Source organism: Flavobacterium sp. ALJ2, from assembly GCF_015594725.1.
Classification (GTDB): domain Bacteria; phylum Bacteroidota; class Bacteroidia; order Flavobacteriales; family Flavobacteriaceae; genus Flavobacterium.
Window position 1 is genome coordinate 14,584 of sequence record NZ_JADNRC010000008.1, and the last position, 18,389, is coordinate 32,972.

Here is an 18,389-nt window from a genome sequence, read left to right on the forward strand (position 1 = left end):
GTTCTTAAATAACGCACAAAAGTAACGTTTTCTATTTTAATTCATAGTGCAATATAAGCCATAAGGTTTTAAATGTTTGTTAATTAATAAACATTTAGATTTCTACTTTTAGCAAGATGCAGTAACTTTACTTTTTAAACACTATTTTAAATATTAGTAGTGTAAATCCGCTAAAAGTTACATTATATGGCTTCATTATTGTTTTCTTCACTTTCGATAAAAAAAATTACCTTAAAAAATAGAATCGTTATTTCGCCAATGTGTCAATACTCTGCTGTTGATGGTTTTGCCAACGATTGGCATTTGGTACATTTGGGTGCTCGTGCAACGGGAGGTTCCGCATTGATAATTCAGGAGGCTACAGCAGTTTCGCCTGAAGCAAGGATTTCGCCTCAGGATTTAGGATTGTGGAATGATGAACAGATAGAAAAATTGAAAGTTATTAATCAATTTATTATTTCTCAAAATGCAATTCCAGGAATTCAGATTGCTCATGCCGGACGTAAAGCTAGCGTTTCTGTACCTTGGGAAGGAAATAAAAAATTAGATATCGCTCAAGGCGGATGGCAGACAGTTGCTCCAAGTGCAGTGGGTTACCATGATAATGAAACGGCACCAATAGCTTTAGATAAAGCGGGAATCGAGAAAGTAATTGCTGATTTTAAAGCAACTACTAAAAGAGCTGTTACCGCAGGATATCAGGTTTTAGAAATTCACGGAGCACATGGGTATTTACTACATCAATTTATGTCGCCATTATCTAATTTTAGAATGGATGAATATGGAGGGAGTTTCGAAAACAGAATTCGTCTAACTCTTGAAATCGTAGATGCAGTACAATCAGAGTGGCCTGCTGATTTGCCTTTGTTTGTTCGTATTTCGGCGATCGACTGGGCAGATGGAGGATGGAGTATTGAAGAGTCAGTACAGCTTTCAACAATTTTAAAATCTAAAGGGGTTGATGTTGTCGATGTGTCTTCAGGAGGATTGGTTTCACATCAGAAAATTGCCTTAGGGCCAAATTATCAAGTGCCTTTTGCCGAAAGGATAAAAAAAGAAACTGGTGTTTTAACAGGAGCTGTCGGTTTAATTACTGAAGCCAAACAAGCCGAAGCTATTTTGAGTTCTGGTCAAGCCGATTTAATTTTGTTTGCGCGTGAATCACTTCGAGATCCAAACTTGGCATTGCATTTTGCATCTGAGTTAAACTCCGATATTCAATGGCCAAAACAATACGAAAGAGCCAAAACCAAATAAATTTGTTGCAAAAACTAATACCATACTAATGCAAAAAATAAAAACAGCACTATTATCATACGGAATGTCGGGAAAAGTTTTTCACGCACCATTTATAGCGATTCATCCAGGGTTTGAACTTATGGGTTCTTGGGAAAGAAGCAAAAAGTTAATTCAGGAAGATTATACTACAGTTAAAAGTTACTCGACTATTGAGGATGTTCTTGCAGACGATATCGATTTGGTAATTGTAAATACACCCGTTGAAACACATTATGAATATGCTAAAAAAGTTCTGGAAGCTGGCAAACACGCTATAGTCGAAAAAGCATTTACAACTACTGTAGCTCAGGCTCAGGAATTGGCTGATATAGCCAAAGCAAAAGGTTTAAAATTGGCTGTTTTTCAAAACAGAAGATGGGACAGTGATTTTAAAACTGTTCAAAAAGTAGTGAAAGATGGTGTTTTAGGAGATTTGGTCGAAGCCGAATTTCATTTTGATCGGTATAATCCTTCATTGAGTATTAAAACACATAAAGAGACGGCTAATTCAGGAGCAGGGATTTTAAAAGATTTAGGCCCACATTTAATAGATCAGGCATTGCATTTGTTCGGATTTCCAAAATCAGTCTTTGCCGATATCAGAGTAACACGCAAAAATTCGTTGGTAGATGATTATATGGATTTACTATTGTATTATGATGATTTTAGAGTTCGATTAAAAGCAAGTTTCTTTGTTAGAGAAGCTAATCCAGCTTATGTTGTTCATGGAAAAAAAGGCTCATTCTTAAAACCTCGTGGCGATGTTCAAGAAGATGATTTAAAATTAAGTAAAAAACCCGATACGCCTACTTGGGGAACGGAAGCAGAAGGTTTGAACGGAATTTTGCACACAGAAATCGATGGTAAAATTATTAAAGAAAAGATTCCGACTTTTCAAGGAAATTATTATGATTTTTTTGATGGTGTATACAAGTCGATTACAACAAATGCAATAGAACCAGTTCCTGCCGAAGACGGTGTTAAAACCATGAAAATCATCGAAACAGCGATTGCGAGTAATGCGCAACATAAAGTCGTTAATTTGTAGGTATTTAACTGTTTGCGAAAGTAACGCGGATTAAACGGATTTACTAAAGTAAAGACGCAGATTAAACTCGGATTTTTAAAAACAATCTTGTCCCAGCGCTTTGGGAGATAATCCGTTTTATCCGTGTTTTCGCCTTAGAGAATCCGCGTCATCCGTGTTCCATTCGCGTTCCACTTAATTTATAAACAATAACGTTATATGTTGTAGGAACTGGTTGGGTTAAATTAATCAAAAGAATGATTTTCGTAATTTTGTCCAATCAAACTTTAAATGATTTATTTTGATAGATTTAAACTTTCTTGGCAGATTTAAGACCAAAGCAAAATTCAAAAAAACGTATAAAAATGCCAAAGCATCCTATTTAAATCGAATTCGCTTTGCAGTAGGTATGTTTTATTTTGCGATGGGTTTGTGTTTTGCCACTTGGGCAAGCCGAATTCCAGATATTAAAACGGCTTTGAGTTTGAGCGAAGGACAATTAGGATCTATCTTGTTTGCTTTACCATTAGGGCAATTGATAGTTATGCCGTTTTCAGGTAAACTAGTAACCAAATTTGGGAGTCATAGGATTCTTGTGTTTTCTTTATTATTTTATGCATTTAGTTTAACTAATTTAGGTTTAGCTAATGCATCATGGCAATTATCGCTTGCTTTGTTTGTATTTGGAGTATTTGGAAATTTAGCGAATATTGCAGTAAATACTCAAGGAGTATATACCGAAGTGCTTTTTAAGAAAACAATAATGTCTTCTTTTCATGGTATGTGGAGTTTTGCCGGATTTTCGGGAGCATTAGTTGGATTAGGGATGCTTGCTTTAAAGCTTACACCATATTATCATTTTGTAATTGTAGCAGGAATTGTATTAATGATGATTGCTTTTAATTATAAGTTTTTGATTAAAGCCACAGAAAAAATTAAAGTAAAAGTTGAGGATAAAAAAAAGAAACTATTTACAAAACCAGATAGTTCGTTGATTTGGTTAGGAGTAATTGGTTTTTGTTGTATGGCGAGCGAAGGAGTAATGTTTGACTGGAGTGGTGTTTACTTTAAAGATGTCGTAAAAGCGCCAGGGGCATTGGTTATCTTAGGTTATACTTCGTTTATGATAATGATGGCAAGTGGTCGTTTTCTTGGTGATGGACTGATTCTTAAATTTGGAAGAAAAAAAGTATTACAAATAAGCGGATTGGTTATCTCGCTGGGTCTTTTTACCTCTGTATTATTCCCTTATATAATTCCTTGTACAATTGCTTTTATGTTTGTAGGACTTGGCGTTTCTACAGTTGTGCCAACATTGTATAGCGTAGCAGGCAAAAACCCTACGGTTCCTGCAGGTGAAGCCTTAACAATAGTATCGAGTGTTAGTTTTCTAGGTTTTTTAATGGGGCCACCTGTTATTGGTCATATTGCAGAAGCTTTTGGTCTTCGATTCTCGTTTGCCTTTATCGGTATTTTTGGGTTTTTAATTGCTTTTATGGTTTCCAGAATTAAAGCTATTGAATAGATAAACTCCTCTTTTAGAGTATAGAATATTTAATTGTTTTCTTATTTTTTAAAATTTAACAAGAAAAGTATTTATTTTGGTTTTATTTTATATATTTGGCATCATGCATAGTAGGATATTTACTACCTATTAATGTGTTCAATACCACTTTTTCAAAAACATTTTTTGATTGTTACTATAAGTTGAAGGTTTATCATTTCAAATTATTACCAATCAAATTTTAATCCTCTGATTTCATTAATTAAAGAATCTTAGGTAGTTAAAAACAATACTATGTTTATGAAAAAGTGTGTAGTTGTAATTTTATTCATCTTTCAGTCAGGGATTGCCTTTGCGCAAAAAGAAACTGGTTTTGCAGGAAAAGTTGTCGATTCTAAAACGCAACAAGAACTTCAATATGTTGTAGTTAGCATTCAAAACTCTACAATTATGCAATTGACCGAGAATGATGGTACATTTAGATTGGTTCTGCAATCAGAAGGGGATCAATTATTATTGTTGCATAGTCAAGGATATAAGGATTTATTATTTCCAGTAAAAGTTGTTTTTGGAGAAATGGTCGATCTGGGCGTTTTAGTTTTAGAAGAAGACAATCAAATCGGATCTGAAGTTTTCTTAATTGCTTTATCAGAAAGTGATTTAACAGATGATAATACTAGTTCCGAAAATACTTCGGGACTTTTACAATCCTCACGAGATGCTTTCATACAGGCATCAGCTTTTAATTGGGGGCAGGCACGTTTTAGGATGCGAGGATTAGATAGTGAACATGCTAAGATGATGATCAATGGGGTTACAATGAATAAAATGTATGATGGGCGTCCGCAATGGGGTAATTGGGGAGGTTTAAATGATGCTACAAGGAATCAGGAATTTTCTGTTGGAACTGCTACTTCAGATTATGCTTTTGGAGGAATTCTGGGAACACAACAAATTAATACACGAGCTTCAATTTATAGACCAAGTTCTCGAATCACATTTTCGGGTGCTAATACCAATTATAGTTTACGCACGATGGCTACTTATGCTACAGGATTAATGCCATCAGGGTGGGCTTTTGTAGTTTCTGCAGGAAAACGATGGGCAAACGAAGGTTTTTTTGAAGGAACAAATTATGATGCAAATTCTTTTTTTACGAGTATCGAAAAGAAATTAAGTGTTAGGCATTCTCTTAATTTTACAGGATTTTACACTCCAAATTCAAGAGGTAAAAATTCGCCAAATACAGACGAAGTGACGCAGCTTACAAATGAGCAATATAATTCTTATTGGGGTTGGCAAAACGGAAAGAAAAGAAATGCCAGAATTAAAAAAGTGGAAGAACCTATTTTAATGTTGAACCATTTTTTTAGAATAGATGATAAAACAACTCTAAATTCAAGCATAACATATCAGTTTGGAAAAGTAAGTAACAGTAATATAGATTATCAAAACGCAAATAGTCCTGATCCATCGCATTACCGTAAACTACCGAGTTATTATAGTTCTGTATATGCGAAGGACCAAGGAGAATATTCAGGTAATTTTACCCCAGATTATGAAAATGCCAAAAAAAGCGAAGAACTTTTTGCTGCAAATTCACAAATAAATTGGAAAGAATTATACCGAGCAAATCAAACGCTATCAACAAATTCAAACGGAAGTATCGCTAGTTATGTGCCAGCACAAAGTAACTATGTTTTGTATGAAGACAGAACCGATGATAAAACGATATCTTTTAATTCAAATGTAAATTCCCAATTAACAGAAAACATCTTTTTTAATGGCGGAATGGCATTTAGAAAATTAAAATCTCATAATTTTCAGTTCCTTACAGATTTATTAGGAGGTCTATATTTTGAGGATATTGATTCGTTTTATGATGGAGATCAGTCACAATCGGATTTGAAGAATCCAAATAGAAGAGTAGGAGTTGGGGATTCTTACGGATACAATTATAAATATCTGGCAAATACAATTGATTTTTTTACACAATTTAAATTCACTTATCGTAAAGTCGATTTCTATCTAGCCCAAGCTTTTTCGAGTTCAACTTATCAAAGAGAAGGTTTGTATCAAAATGGAATTTATGCTACTAATTCTTTTGGGAAAAGTGAGAAAGTTAATTTTGAAAATTTTGCTTTCAAAGGGGGTTTAACTTATAAGATATCAGGTAAGCAATGGTTATTTTTTAATGGAGCCTATTTAACTCAAGCTCCTTCAATTCGAAATACATTTCCTAATGCACGACTTAATAACAATATTGTTGATGGTATAGAAAGCATGAACATAAGTAGTGTCGAAGGAAATTATATTTATCATGCGCCTAAGTTAAAAGTGCGACTTACAGGATATTATTCTTTAATAAAAAATGTAACACAGACTTCTTTCTTTTATGCCGAGGGTATTTTTGATGATGGTACTGTTTATGATAATGGGAATGCTTTTGTAAGTCAGACATTAACGCATTTAAACAAAAAGAATATTGGAGCAGAGTTAAGTTTTGAATATCAAATTTTGCCAACTTTTAAAACAACTTTGTCTGTGGCGTATGGTCAGTATGTCTATGATAGCAATCCTAATGTTACAATTGCAAATGATGCAAAAGCATCTTTAATAAATAGTAATCCAGTTTTTAATTTTGGAACTGCAGCATTAAGAAATTATAAACAGTCGGGGATGCCTCAACAGGCTTATTCATTAGGTTTTGAATATCGAAATCCTAAGTATTGGTGGCTTGGTGCTAATATAAATTACCTTGCAAATTCTTATATAGATGTTTCTTCAATTTCTAGAACAGCACAGTTTTATATTAATCCTAAGAGTGGTTTTCCTTTTCCAGAAGCGTCACAGGAAAGAGCTAAGGTATTGTTGCAACAAGAAAAGTTTGATCCTATTTCGTTATTAAATATTACAGGTGGGAAATCATGGCGTATTCGTAGAAAATACATATCCTTTTTTGTAAGTATTAATAATGCATTGAATACAATTTATAAAACGGGAGGTTTTGAACAAGCTAGGAATGCAAATTTCCGTCGATTAGATCAGCAAGAATCGAGTGGAAAACCATCCTTTGGTCCGAAATATTTTTATGGATATGGGAGAACTTATTTTGGGAACTTGGCAATTAACTTATGAATTTTAAAAAAGTATTTAATATGAAAAACAGATTTAACTCTTTGGTTTTTTTAATAATAACTCTTGCCTTTTTAAGTTGTGCTGGAGATGAAACTGCTATTCCCGAACTTATATGCAATCAACCAGATTTAATTGTAAATAATACAGTAGCTGAGGTTCGCAATAATACCAATCCAGTTGCAGCAAAATATTTGTATGATGACATTATAGAGGGGTATGTAGTTTCAAGTGATGAATCGGGTAATTTTTTTAAAACAATATCTTTTCAAACACTACCTACTAAAAATGCTGCTGCACAAGGATTTAGTATTGGTGTTGATGCAACAAATACCTATATAGATTATAGAGTTGGAAAAAAGGTATTTATTAAATTAAAAAATCAATTTACTGATATCAATTATGGAAGTTTGCGAATAGGAAGCTTGTTTGTTAATGCTTATGGAAATACCTCAGTTGGAAGAATTGACCAAAATGATTATAAAAATGTACTTAATGCTTCTTGCGTTGTAATGGATGAAAATAAGTTAGTTCGCTCACTTACGGTATCAGAATTATTGAATGATGATAATATAAATACTTTAGTAGAATTGTCTAATGTTCAATTTTCGGATGATGCGATGGGGCGTCATTATTTTGAAGAAACCAATACTATTGGTGGTGCCACCAATTGGAATTTGCGAGATAAGGCAGGGAATCAAGTTATTTTTAGAACGAGTAGATATGCTAATTTTGCAAGTAAGTTAGTGCCAAAAGGTAGTGGTACAGTTCGAGGAATTTTGACGAAATACAGTTCAGACTATCAAATTATGGTAAGATCTGATAAGGATATATTCATGGAGGGAAAACGTTCAGTTCCATTTTTTTCAGAAGATTTTCAAATGGTACAGAATAATGTAAATTTAAGCCTTCCAGGTTGGAGTAATATTGTAGAAAAAGGAACCAAATTATGGAAAAGTATTGTTTATGCTGGTAATGGTTATGCCGAGTTTAATACAACAAGTACAACAGCTGCCGAAATTGTTGCATGGATAGTTTCGCCTAAAATCAATATATCAGATTATAAAAACTCGGTATTATCTTTCAGAAGTGCACAACATGATTTAAAAGTTGATTCGCCATTGAATTCTTTGGAAGTTTATTTGTCAACAGACTTTGACGGTTCTAATGTAACTAAGGCAAAATGGACTAAGTTAGATGCAATACTCCCTACATTATCTACTCCTGTTCGTCAATTTATAAGTTCTGACCGAATTGATTTGTCTTCCTATTCAGGAGATATTCATATTGCATTTAAGTATGTTGGATCAGGAAAAGATAAAGTACTCAATGGTGCCTTTATGATAGATGATGTTGTAATTGTAGGAGATAAGTAGGGTTGAATTGTTGTGTAAAAAGAATATTCTCTCAACAGATGTTTGGTGTTTAAAGTTTTTTCTGCCTTTTATTTTTTAAAATAACAAGAAAAAACATATATTTGATATTTAATACAAATTTCAAATGTATATACCAGATAATCAAGAGCTTTCTTATAAAGAGAGTTTTCTTACTTACAAAATTAAAAAAGGCGATACCCTGCAAAGCGTAGCTAAAGAGCTGGAAGTTGAGCCAAGAGCTCTAAGGGCTTATCATAATATGCATTGTAGAATCCCTGATTTAATAGAGGCTGATTTTAAATACCATCTTGAATATTTAATTTTAGCTCCAGAAAAAAAAGAAATTTCTGAAGAAGAAAGAATTCAAAATAAAGTGATTTTTAATGATGGGGCTTTTGCTATTACATTAAATTACGCTCATATAAACAATACCTATGGTGTGCTTTATACTATAGAAAACGGAGAAAAAACACATACCCTAAAACAAGAAATAAATGTAAAGTGGAAAGCTAAAAGTGACAATGGTTATTGTTTTTTTGAAGTTAAACGTATCGGAAATATTTATATAAACGATACTGAAGCCAATACTATGGCGCAAGAAATTACGATTCCCAATTTAAATGATAAGAATAAACAAGTGATTGCTTCAAGACCAAAAATATTTGTTGAAGAAATTAAACGCCAAAAAAAGTGGTGGTCTTTTTAAAAAATAAGATTTATGAGTGAGAAACACGTTATAGTACAAGGTGCTACTGTAAAATGTAAGTTTAGTGTAGAACCAAAACTGGATAAGTTAGAAGTAAAAACACAAAAAAAACATTATGCAAACGATAAAGAGGGTACCGAAAAACTAATTGCCACAACCAAAGAAATTGGGCAAACACTAGAAAAAAACACCTTTGGTAAATGTAAAAAACAACCTACTTGGAGTGATTATTTACCATGTAAGGCAGTGATAACTGAATGGAGTGGCTTTTATGAAAAAGTAACGCTAAGTAATCAAGGCAAAATTTTAACAGAAGATAGCAAAGCCACTTGCCCTATGGGAGCGCCTGATTGTATTGAAATTGTAAATCACGGACAAATTGCCAAACTATCTGAGCAAAATTTTAAAAACATAGATCCGATGCTACATAATCAAATTAATCCATTGGTCGATGTGAGGCAGATGTACAAAGTTGAAGCTAAACATGATGGAATAGATTTTTAACGATTAATTTGTTGATACAATGGCTAAAGGTGTAAAAAAAATAAAATGGACAGGGGTTGGTAAGGTAATAAGCGGTTTTTCCAGACCCAATGAAAAATTGGCAATAGCCCCAGATCAGGAAGTTTCTGTAGAGGTTTCGGAGTGGTATGAAGGCACACCAGAAGCAGATAAAAGAAAAAACATCACTTGGATATTGCAAGATCGTAAAGCAAGAAAGATTATTAAACAAAGAACGTTACCTGCAAATTCTCCTAAAAAAATTAGTATTCCTAAAGTTTTATGTGGACCATTTGAGTATTATATTGAAGCCAGCCTTTATGGGAGTGTAGATTTACGTAATGAAACAGGGTTATATGTAAGGGGATATTGTACTCCCAAAATCGTAAGTAGTAAGTGGTGCAAAACGAATAACGGAACAGATGTTCGCAAACAATATTTTTTTGGTTATGGCGAAATAATCTATCTGAACTTAGTGACCGAAGGACTCAACGGGAACTTAAATTTAGGCATAGACATTTATAGACGTATTCGGGGTGAAGACCAGTTTATAAAAAGATATTCTAGTGTAGATGTTATCGATGGACAAATAAATTATGAAATAAACGATAGTTTTTCATGGTATAATGCGGTTAAAAAGCGAAAAGAACTCGAGGAATTTTACGTAAAAGTTTTTGATCCCGCCGATAGACTTTATATTACTGATAATACTAACGATACTGCACATGCCCGTTTCTTGCGTGTTAAAGATAAAATAGCTTCAATAACAATAAAGCCCTCTAAAAGTTTATCGCTTTTAAAAATTGGGGAGCCAGACAAAAACTTTGTGAGTTATCATTATTGTAAGTACACTTTTATAAAGATGAATGATAAACTGTTTTTTGATGAAGCTAAATTAATAAAAGGGCAGAATGTAGGTAAAGAGATTGTAATACATTTATTTGCAGGAGGAAACGATAAATATAAAAAAATAAAGATAGAACTGGGAGAGAAACGACCAGGGAAATGCGACAACCACCGCGGTCAGGTATTTGATATTACCGATTTACAAAAGGCAGGATTTACAAAAGCTGAAAAGATTTCAAATAACGCTTTTTCATTCGATAATACTTTCAAGTACAAGCACCAAGATGATTATAAAGCATTTTTTCTGGAATATTTCTTGCCAGGTCCCGTTGTAAAAGCAAGTCTTCCTTTGGCATCTTGTGGATACCAGCATATTTTAGATATTAATATAAATCCCGATGTAGCTTGGGCATATCATTTTCAGTACGACAAACCCAATGGAGGTTTTTTTAAAGATATAAATATTAAAATACAAACGGGATTAGATGAAGAATTAGAATATTTAACCCCATATTTAGACGCTTCCATAAAACTGCTGTTTAATGAGTTGCCAGAATCCATGAGAGAATTAATGGTGATATTCTTAACAGATTATTTTAAGAACTCAGCCAGTAGTTTTGGTTTTGGTATTCATGCCTATCATACATTTGATGAAAGCCAGAACAAACCTGCTGTAATTATGGATTATACGGCAAAATACCCCTGGATAGCAAGAACATTAATTACTACTTTGCTTGTAGTATCAGTAATAATCGATATTATAACACTATACATAACTCGGGGGAGAGGAGCTGTAGCCACAAAAGCAGGGAAAGTTGCTGAAAATGTTCATAAATATGGAAGGTCAGCAGCTATTACCATGGAAAGAAAAGGGTTTGAAACGATAACTCCAAAAATCACCTCTTTTAGAGCACAGTATTTTGAGAAACAAGCAGATGGCAGAATTGCCTTTGTACAAACTGAAAAAGTATCTGCGCTACCTTTATTTGGTTTACAGTATGAAGACAAACATACACTGGGGAGTATTACCACTAGCTTAACAGGGATTTCGACCGTATTTGATTATGCTCGCAAAGCAATGTCTATTTTTGGGCGCATTACATTGCTCAAAAAAATTAGTGATAAATTAAACAAAGTACCAACAGATCCTAACAAACTACCGGGTGTAGTTAATAAAAATGATGTTAAGAGCGGTATCAATTATGTGCAAGAAGCCATAGAAAATAGTATCGATGGATTGGCTGAAAAATTAGGACATAAACTTGAGTTTATCCTAACTATAAAAGGCGAATACCATGCCAACTATCAGGTATTTATAAACCATTTGGTAGGAGCGGTTAGTATCGAGGACCAATTAGAAAATTATGTAAACAACAGCAAAGGGATTATAGGGCGGAAAAAAGGAATAGATGCCGTAGCCTCCTGCCAGCTTAAAACTGGATTCACAATAAAAACCGACTGGATTATGCGTTATGCACCCGATTTTATAAAGGGTGTAGTGCCAGTAATAGATAAGGAAGCCAAAGTCGAGGGACAAGCCGAAATACACGGCAGTTTGTTTTTTGAGCGCAAGTACACCTACAAGAAACCCAAATCGTATTATGTAGATAATGTTATTTTCTCGGGTATTGCTGGGACTTTGTCAGGGAGTGTCAAAATGAAAGATAATGGAAAAACACCAAAAACTAAAAAAAGTGAAATTACTGAAACGCAATTTATTTTAATGGAACCCTATGTAGTAAAAGGAGAAAAAGTATTTATGTTTGATGACGATATAATTAATAAACCCAAATAACAATGAAAAAATCATTCCTGACTCTAATGCTTGCTACCTTATTTGTAGCCTGCGGACAAGAAAAAAAACCGATAAATACCAAAATCATGAACATACAATATCCAGAAATAAACGCCAATAATTTTGAACAAAAATTGGTGGAAAGTGTAAAACGTTACGAAAAAGAACCGTTGTATTATATGCGTATCAATAAAAGCAATTGCGTGGTCGAGGTATTGGTAAATGATTATCCAATACATAGAGATTATGAGCTTTCGAATTATGCAACTCCATTAGAAATAAATCACGTAATATTGAAAAGTGGGGAACAAACACTTACCTATCGTTTGTACCCTGTGGGCGATTTAATAAAAGAAGAATATGGTGAGGGAGATACGGTAATGACTTTAACCGATAATACCGCTATTGCTATATCTATCATTAAGATGGACAATGGCAGTGAGAAAACACTAGAAGATGAGGAAGTCGTGATAAAACATACAAGCTTAACCGATGCGAAGGGTCGTTTTATAGCTTCAGGCAAACCCTATTATGAATTTACATTTACATTTAATGCGCAAGTACCGTATGCAAACGAAGGCTGGAGCAAAGGGCAGGATTTATCCAAATTAGACCAGAAATTATTGGAAGCAAAAGCAGTAGCGTTTTATAAAGAATATGGTAAAATATACGAAACAAAAGATGCTAATTTACAGGCAAAATTAAATTTCGGAAAGGAAAAAAGAACTGCGATTGCACTATATAGAAAACTATCTGATATCGACGAGTTGTGGAAAGAATACTTAAGTGATCTTAACGAGAGTAACATAAAAGTATTACCTGTTGGAAATTATAAAATAGTGTTTTTTGGAGATAAGCGAATTATATTTTTATTATCTAATTCTTTAAAATTAGGAAGTCGAGGATATAGTGCGTTGACTATAGACAGTGATGAATCAACTTTAATGCCAGGTATTTACCTTTATTTACCGGAAGGTAAAAAACTGGAAGATGGTTTGTACATGATAAATTAAGAGATGAAAAAGGTACTAGCTTTATTTGGAATTTTATCGGTTGTTTTTGCCTGTGGACAAGAAAAAAAACCGATAAACACCAAAATAATGAATATACAATACCCAGAAAAAAACGCTACTAATTTTGAACAAAAACTGGTAGAAAGCGTAAAACGTTACGAAAAAGAGCCGCTGTATTATATGCGCATCAATAAGAGCAATTGCGTGGTCGAGGTTTTGGTAAATGATTACCCAATTTATGAAGATTATGAGTTATCAAATTTAGCAACTCCAGAAGAAATAAATCATGCAATACTAAGAAGCGGGGAGCAAACATTTACCTATCGTTTGTACCCTGTGGGCGATTTAATAAAAAAAGAGTATGACGAGGGAGATACGGTAACGACCTTAACCGATAATACCGCTATTGCTATCTCTATTATAAAAATGGATAATGGCAGCGAGAGAACACTGGAAGATGAAGAAGTTGTGATAAAACATACTAGCTTAACCGATGCGAAAGGTCGTTTTATAGCTTCGGGCAAACCCTATTATGAATTTACTTTTACATTTAATGCGCAAGTACCGTATGCAAACGAAGGCTGGAGCAAAGGACAGGATTTATCCAAATTAGACCAGAAATTACTGGAAGCAAAAGCAGTAGAGTTTTATAAGGAGTATGGAAAGATTTATGAAAATAAAGATGCTGATTTATTGGCGAAATTAAGTTTTGGAGAAGAAAAAAGAAATGCGATTGCACTCTATAAAAAACTATCCAATATCAATAATTTATGGAAAGAATATAATAGTGATTTGAATGAAAATGATATGGAAATACAGCCTTTAGAAAACTATAGAAAGGTTTTTTTTGGAAATGGTCAGATTATATTTTTGCAATTAAATTCATTAATACAGCCTTATAGAGGGAATGGTGCATTGCGAATTAACAGTATTGATAAAGAAGGTTATAAAGTTGCCTATATGCCACATATTTACCTTTATTTACCAGAAGGTAAAAAGCTAGAAGATGGTTTGTATATGATAAATTAAGAGATGAAAAAGGTACTAGCTTTATTTGGGATTTTATCGGTTGTTTTTGCCTGCGGACAAGAAAAAAAACCGATAAATACCAAAATCATGAACATACAATATCCAGAAATAAATGCCACTAATTTTGTACAAAAACTGGTAGAAAGCGTAAAACGTTACGAAAAAGAACCGTTGTATTATATGCGCATCAATAAGAGCAATTGTGTGGTCGAGGTATTGGTAAATGATTATCCTGTACACAAAGATTATAAATTATCTAATTATGCGACTCCTCTAGAAATAAATGATGCGATACTAAGAAGTGGGGAGCAAACACTTACCTATCGTTTATACCCAGTGGGCAATTTAATAAAAGAAGAATATGGCGAGGGAGATACGGTAACGACCTTAACCGATAATACTGCTATTGCTATATCTATCATAAAAATGGACAATGGCAGTGAGAAAACGCTTGAGGATGAAGAAGTAATAATAAAACATACAAGCTTAAACGATGCGAAGGGTCGTTTTATAGCTTCAGGAAAACCCTATTATGAGTTTACATTTACATTTAATGCGCAAGTACCGTATGCAAACGAAGGCTGGAGCAAAGGACAGGATTTATCCAAATTAGACCAGAAACTATTGGAAGCAAAAGCAGTAGCGTTTTATAAGGAATATGGTAAAATCTATGAGAATAAAGATGCTGATTTATTAGCGAAGTTAAATTTTGGAGAGGAAAAGAGAAATGCAAAGGCTTTTTATAAAAAATTATCTGATATTGATAGATTATGGAAGGAATATTTACGAAAAATAAATGCTGCTAATACTATTATTAGACAAATTGAAAATTACAAAATGGTATTTTTTGGTAATAGCAGGATTATATCACTAAGGTTAAAATCGTTGAAAGTAGGCTATAGAAATAGTGGAGCATTAGTTATAGATAATGATGATTCAACATTAATGCCGGGTATTTACCTTTATTTACCAGAAGGTAAAAAGCTTGAAGATGGTTTGTATATGACTAATTAATTATGAGAAAGATATTTATATTAGTTGGGATTTTATCAGTTGTTTTTGCCTGCGGACAAGAAAAAAAAACGATAAACACCAAAATAATGAACATACAATACCCTGAAATAAACGCTACTAATTTTGAACAAAAATTGGTAGAAAGCGTAAAACGTTACGAAAAAGAACCGTTGTATTATATGCGTATCAATAAGAGCAATTGCGTGGTCGAGGTATTGGTAAATGATTATCCTGTGCATGATGATTATGAACTGTCTAATTATGCGACTCCATTAAAAATTAATGAAGCAATATTAAAAAGTGGCGAACAGACATTTACCTATCGTTTGTACCCAGTGGGCGATTTAATAAAAGAAGAGTATGGGGAGGGAGATACAGTAACGACCTTAACCGATAATACCGCTATTGCTATCTCTATTGTAAAAATGGATAATGGCAGCGAGAAAACGCTTGAGGACGAAGAAGTAATAATGAAACATACAAGCTTAACCGATGCGAAGGGTAGTTTTATAGCTTCAGGCAAGCCCTATTATGAATTTACATTTACGTTTAATGCCCAAGTACCTTATATAAACGAAGGCTGGGACAAAGGGCAGGATTTGTCCAAATTAGACCAAAAAATGCTTGAAGCAAAAGCAGTAGCGTTTTATAAAGAATATGGAAAGATTTATGAAAACAAAGATGCTGATTTATTGGCGAAATTAAGTTTTGGATTAGAAAAGAGAAATGCGATTGCGAGTTACAAAAAGTTATCTGATGTCTATTCTTTATGGAAAGAATATTTAGGTGATTTAAATGGAAATAAAATAAGAGTACAAGCTATTGAAAATTACAGGATGTTTTTTTTTGGTAATGATAGGATAGTATTTTTGTTATCAAATAAGTTGAAATATCCTTATAGGGGAGGAGGAGCGTTAAAAATAGATTATATAGATAAAGATGGTGACGAAGCATTTTTCATTCCAGGTATTTTTCTTTATTTACCAGAGGGTAAAAGGCTGGAAGATGGTTTGTATATGACTAATTAATTATGAGAAAGCTACTAGTTTTATTTGGAATTTTATCGGTTGTTTTTGCCTGCGGACAAGAAAAAAACCCTATAAATACCAAAATCATGAACATACAATACCCTGAAATAAACGCTACTAATTTTGTTAGCGAAATAGCTAAACAAGTTAAACGTTACGAAAAAGAACCTATGTATTATATGCGCATCAATAAAAGCAATTGCGTGGTCGAGGTGTTGGTAAATGATTACCCTGTGCATAAAAATTATGAATTGTCTAATTATGCTACTCCTATAGCAATAAATCGTGCTATACTAAAAAGCGGGGAGCAAACATTTACGTACCGCTTGTATCCAGTAGGGGATTTAATAAAAGAAGAGTATGGCGAGGGAGATACGGTAACTACCTTAACCGATAATACCGCTATTGCTATATCTATCATAAAAATGGACAATGGTAGTGAGAAAACACTTGAGGACGAAGAAGTAATAATGAAACATGTAAGTTTAACCGATGCGAAAGGTCGTTTTATAGCCTCGGGCAAACCCTATTATGAGTTTACATTTACATTTAATGCGCAAGTACCGTATGCAAACGAAGGCTGGAGCAAAGGACAGGATTTGTCCAAATTAGACCAGAAATTACTGGAAGCAAAAGCGGTAGCGTTTTACAAAGAGTATGGTAAAACTTACGAAAATAAAGATGCTGATTTGTTGATGAAATTAAAATTTGGTACTGAGAAAAGAAATGCTATTGCAAATTATAAAAAATTAGGAGGGATTAACGATTTAGAGAAAGAACTTTTAACAGACGTAAAATCAAATAATATAAAAATATTGCCTATTGAGAATTATAAAATGGTCTTTTTTGGTAATAATAGGATAGTATTTTTGCTATCAAATTCATTAAAATTAGGGTATCGAGGGTTTGGAGCTTTAATGGTGGATACCGATGAATCAACATTAATGCCTGGTGTTTATTTATACTTGCCTGAGGGTAAAAAACTGGAAGATGGTTTGTACATGATAAATTAAGAGATGAAAAAGGTACTAGCTTTATTTGGGAGTTCATATGTTTGTAATCAAGAAATAATAATAAAATTCAAATGAAAATAAAAAATATATTTCTCTTCATCATCTTATTTGCCCTTTTTAGTTGTGCAAAAAAAAATGATATAATAAAAAATGATATTACTATAAGAAATTTAAAAGGTAATGTTAAATCAATTTATGAATGGTCATACAATGGTGATTCTTTAAAAGATAAAAATACTAGAACCAAGTTGCACTATTCTTCAGATTACATATTTGGATATGATTTAATATATTTAAAGTTTGACAAATTAGGAAAAATTCAAAATCATAATTGTTTTGATTTTCTAGGTATCGATAATTCAAAGAAAAAAACTGTTAATACAGAGTTTACAATATATAAGTATAATTCATATGGAGACAAAACAGAAATAATAACTAAATTTGATACTCTATCAGATGACGTTTTTTCAAAAACACTTTTTAAGTATAATGATATTCATCAAATATTAGAAATGACTACTAAAAGTTATATTCCAAAAATTGAATATTATTATGCGGATGAATTTTTACAAACGCAAATAGGATATGACTCATATGATAGACGATCTGAAGAACATTCATTTAAGTATGGAAGTAATGATAGTATTTCTGAATATGAGATATATGATTATTTGAGTGATGATATTACTTTGAGAGAAATATATACTTATGATAATTCAAATAATTTAAAAATTAAGGAAGTAAGTATAGCAAAAAGATATAAAAAAAGGGCAGGCGTTTATACATATAAATATAATGATAAAAATGATTTAATTGAAGAGAATTATTGTTTTTCCGTTTTAGATGATATCGCAGGTAGTATTGAAATAAATCCTAATTATGAATTTAATGATAAAAGATGTGAAAAAATCACTTACAAGTATGATTATGATAAAATGGGTAATTGGATTAAAAAAATTAAAATAGAAGAAGATGGTATATCACGCATTTATGATCGAAAAATAGAATATTATTAAATATGATGTTTAAGAGATGAAAAAGCTGCTAGCTTTTTTCGATCTTTTATGGAAGACGATGTTGTAATTGTAGGAGATAAGTAAGGATTTATATTTTGAGTGCTATTT

At 32.7% G+C, this 18,389-nt stretch carries 14 protein-coding genes; all 14 read left to right on the plus strand.

Features of this window, described 5'->3' with window-relative positions:
• Nucleotides 1-186: 186 nt before the first annotated feature.
• The 14 genes from IUY40_RS10670 to IUY40_RS10735 all read left to right on the plus strand — a co-directional run bounded on the left by IUY40_RS10670 (nucleotide 187) and on the right by IUY40_RS10735 (nucleotide 18,281).
• The gene (locus IUY40_RS10670) at nucleotides 187-1,257 is read left to right on the plus strand and encodes an NADH:flavin oxidoreductase/NADH oxidase (protein ID WP_195736855.1); all 1,071 of its coding nucleotides are present in this window, start codon (nucleotides 187-189) and stop codon (nucleotides 1,255-1,257) included.
• 28 nt (nucleotides 1,258-1,285) lie between these two features.
• A complete protein-coding gene (locus IUY40_RS10675) occupies nucleotides 1,286-2,326 on the plus strand; it encodes a Gfo/Idh/MocA family oxidoreductase (RefSeq protein ID WP_195736856.1) in 1,041 nt (346 codons plus the stop codon).
• 280 nt (nucleotides 2,327-2,606) lie between these two features.
• On the plus strand, nucleotides 2,607-3,830 hold the full coding sequence (locus tag IUY40_RS10680) for an MFS transporter (protein ID WP_195736857.1): 1,224 nt from the start codon (nucleotides 2,607-2,609) through the stop codon (nucleotides 3,828-3,830).
• 279 nt (nucleotides 3,831-4,109) lie between these two features.
• Complete coding sequence (locus tag IUY40_RS10685; protein WP_195736858.1) at nucleotides 4,110-6,947, plus strand: carboxypeptidase-like regulatory domain-containing protein; 2,838 nt, start codon at nucleotides 4,110-4,112, stop codon at nucleotides 6,945-6,947.
• 20 nt (nucleotides 6,948-6,967) lie between these two features.
• Nucleotides 6,968-8,320: a DUF5689 domain-containing protein gene (locus tag IUY40_RS10690; RefSeq protein WP_195736859.1), complete on the plus strand. Its 1,353-nt coding sequence runs from the start codon at nucleotides 6,968-6,970 to the stop codon at nucleotides 8,318-8,320.
• Nucleotides 8,321-8,444: 124 nt separating this feature from the next.
• Nucleotides 8,445-9,026: a hypothetical protein gene (locus IUY40_RS10695; RefSeq protein WP_195736860.1), complete on the plus strand. Its 582-nt coding sequence runs from the start codon at nucleotides 8,445-8,447 to the stop codon at nucleotides 9,024-9,026.
• A 12-nt stretch (nucleotides 9,027-9,038) separates the two neighbouring features.
• Nucleotides 9,039-9,530 (plus strand): DUF4280 domain-containing protein, encoded by a 492-nt coding sequence (locus IUY40_RS10700; RefSeq protein ID WP_195736861.1) that lies wholly within the window; start codon nucleotides 9,039-9,041, stop codon nucleotides 9,528-9,530.
• A gap of 19 nt (nucleotides 9,531-9,549) precedes the next feature.
• Nucleotides 9,550-12,168, plus strand: a complete 2,619-nt coding sequence (locus IUY40_RS10705) for a hypothetical protein (RefSeq protein ID WP_195736862.1) — start codon at nucleotides 9,550-9,552, stop codon at nucleotides 12,166-12,168.
• 2 nt (nucleotides 12,169-12,170) lie between these two features.
• A complete protein-coding gene (locus tag IUY40_RS10710) occupies nucleotides 12,171-13,181 on the plus strand; it encodes a hypothetical protein (RefSeq protein ID WP_195736863.1) in 1,011 nt (336 codons plus the stop codon).
• 3 nt (nucleotides 13,182-13,184) lie between these two features.
• Nucleotides 13,185-14,210: a hypothetical protein gene (locus tag IUY40_RS10715; protein WP_195736864.1), complete on the plus strand. Its 1,026-nt coding sequence runs from the start codon at nucleotides 13,185-13,187 to the stop codon at nucleotides 14,208-14,210.
• A gap of 3 nt (nucleotides 14,211-14,213) precedes the next feature.
• Nucleotides 14,214-15,224: a hypothetical protein gene (locus IUY40_RS10720; protein WP_195736865.1), complete on the plus strand. Its 1,011-nt coding sequence runs from the start codon at nucleotides 14,214-14,216 to the stop codon at nucleotides 15,222-15,224.
• 2 nt (nucleotides 15,225-15,226) lie between these two features.
• On the plus strand, nucleotides 15,227-16,252 hold the full coding sequence (locus IUY40_RS10725; RefSeq protein ID WP_195736866.1) for a hypothetical protein: 1,026 nt from the start codon (nucleotides 15,227-15,229) through the stop codon (nucleotides 16,250-16,252).
• A gap of 2 nt (nucleotides 16,253-16,254) precedes the next feature.
• Nucleotides 16,255-17,265: a hypothetical protein gene (locus IUY40_RS10730; protein ID WP_195736867.1), complete on the plus strand. Its 1,011-nt coding sequence runs from the start codon at nucleotides 16,255-16,257 to the stop codon at nucleotides 17,263-17,265.
• 71 nt (nucleotides 17,266-17,336) lie between these two features.
• Nucleotides 17,337-18,281: a hypothetical protein gene (locus IUY40_RS10735; protein ID WP_195736868.1), complete on the plus strand. Its 945-nt coding sequence runs from the start codon at nucleotides 17,337-17,339 to the stop codon at nucleotides 18,279-18,281.
• The last annotated feature ends 108 nt before the right edge of the window (nucleotides 18,282-18,389 follow it).

What these genes read in the sequence shown, in the direction of transcription:
- IUY40_RS10675 (WP_195736856.1), top strand. Translation starts at nt 1,286, where the DNA reads ATGCAAAAAATAAAAACAGCACTATTATCATACGGAATGTCGGGAAAA.
- IUY40_RS10715 (WP_195736864.1), top strand. Translation starts at nt 13,185, where the DNA reads ATGAAAAAGGTACTAGCTTTATTTGGAATTTTATCGGTTGTTTTTGCC.
- IUY40_RS10690 (WP_195736859.1), top strand. Translation starts at nt 6,968, where the DNA reads ATGAAAAACAGATTTAACTCTTTGGTTTTTTTAATAATAACTCTTGCC.
- IUY40_RS10710 (WP_195736863.1), top strand. Translation starts at nt 12,171, where the DNA reads ATGAAAAAATCATTCCTGACTCTAATGCTTGCTACCTTATTTGTAGCC.
- IUY40_RS10725 (WP_195736866.1), top strand. Translation starts at nt 15,227, where the DNA reads ATGAGAAAGATATTTATATTAGTTGGGATTTTATCAGTTGTTTTTGCC.
- IUY40_RS10700 (WP_195736861.1), top strand. Translation starts at nt 9,039, where the DNA reads ATGAGTGAGAAACACGTTATAGTACAAGGTGCTACTGTAAAATGTAAG.
- IUY40_RS10695 (WP_195736860.1), top strand. Translation starts at nt 8,445, where the DNA reads ATGTATATACCAGATAATCAAGAGCTTTCTTATAAAGAGAGTTTTCTT.
- IUY40_RS10735 (WP_195736868.1), top strand. Translation starts at nt 17,337, where the DNA reads ATGAAAATAAAAAATATATTTCTCTTCATCATCTTATTTGCCCTTTTT.
- IUY40_RS10705 (WP_195736862.1), top strand. Translation starts at nt 9,550, where the DNA reads ATGGCTAAAGGTGTAAAAAAAATAAAATGGACAGGGGTTGGTAAGGTA.
- IUY40_RS10670 (WP_195736855.1), top strand. Translation starts at nt 187, where the DNA reads ATGGCTTCATTATTGTTTTCTTCACTTTCGATAAAAAAAATTACCTTA.
- IUY40_RS10685 (WP_195736858.1), top strand. Translation starts at nt 4,110, where the DNA reads ATGAAAAAGTGTGTAGTTGTAATTTTATTCATCTTTCAGTCAGGGATT.
- IUY40_RS10720 (WP_195736865.1), top strand. Translation starts at nt 14,214, where the DNA reads ATGAAAAAGGTACTAGCTTTATTTGGGATTTTATCGGTTGTTTTTGCC.
- IUY40_RS10730 (WP_195736867.1), top strand. Translation starts at nt 16,255, where the DNA reads ATGAGAAAGCTACTAGTTTTATTTGGAATTTTATCGGTTGTTTTTGCC.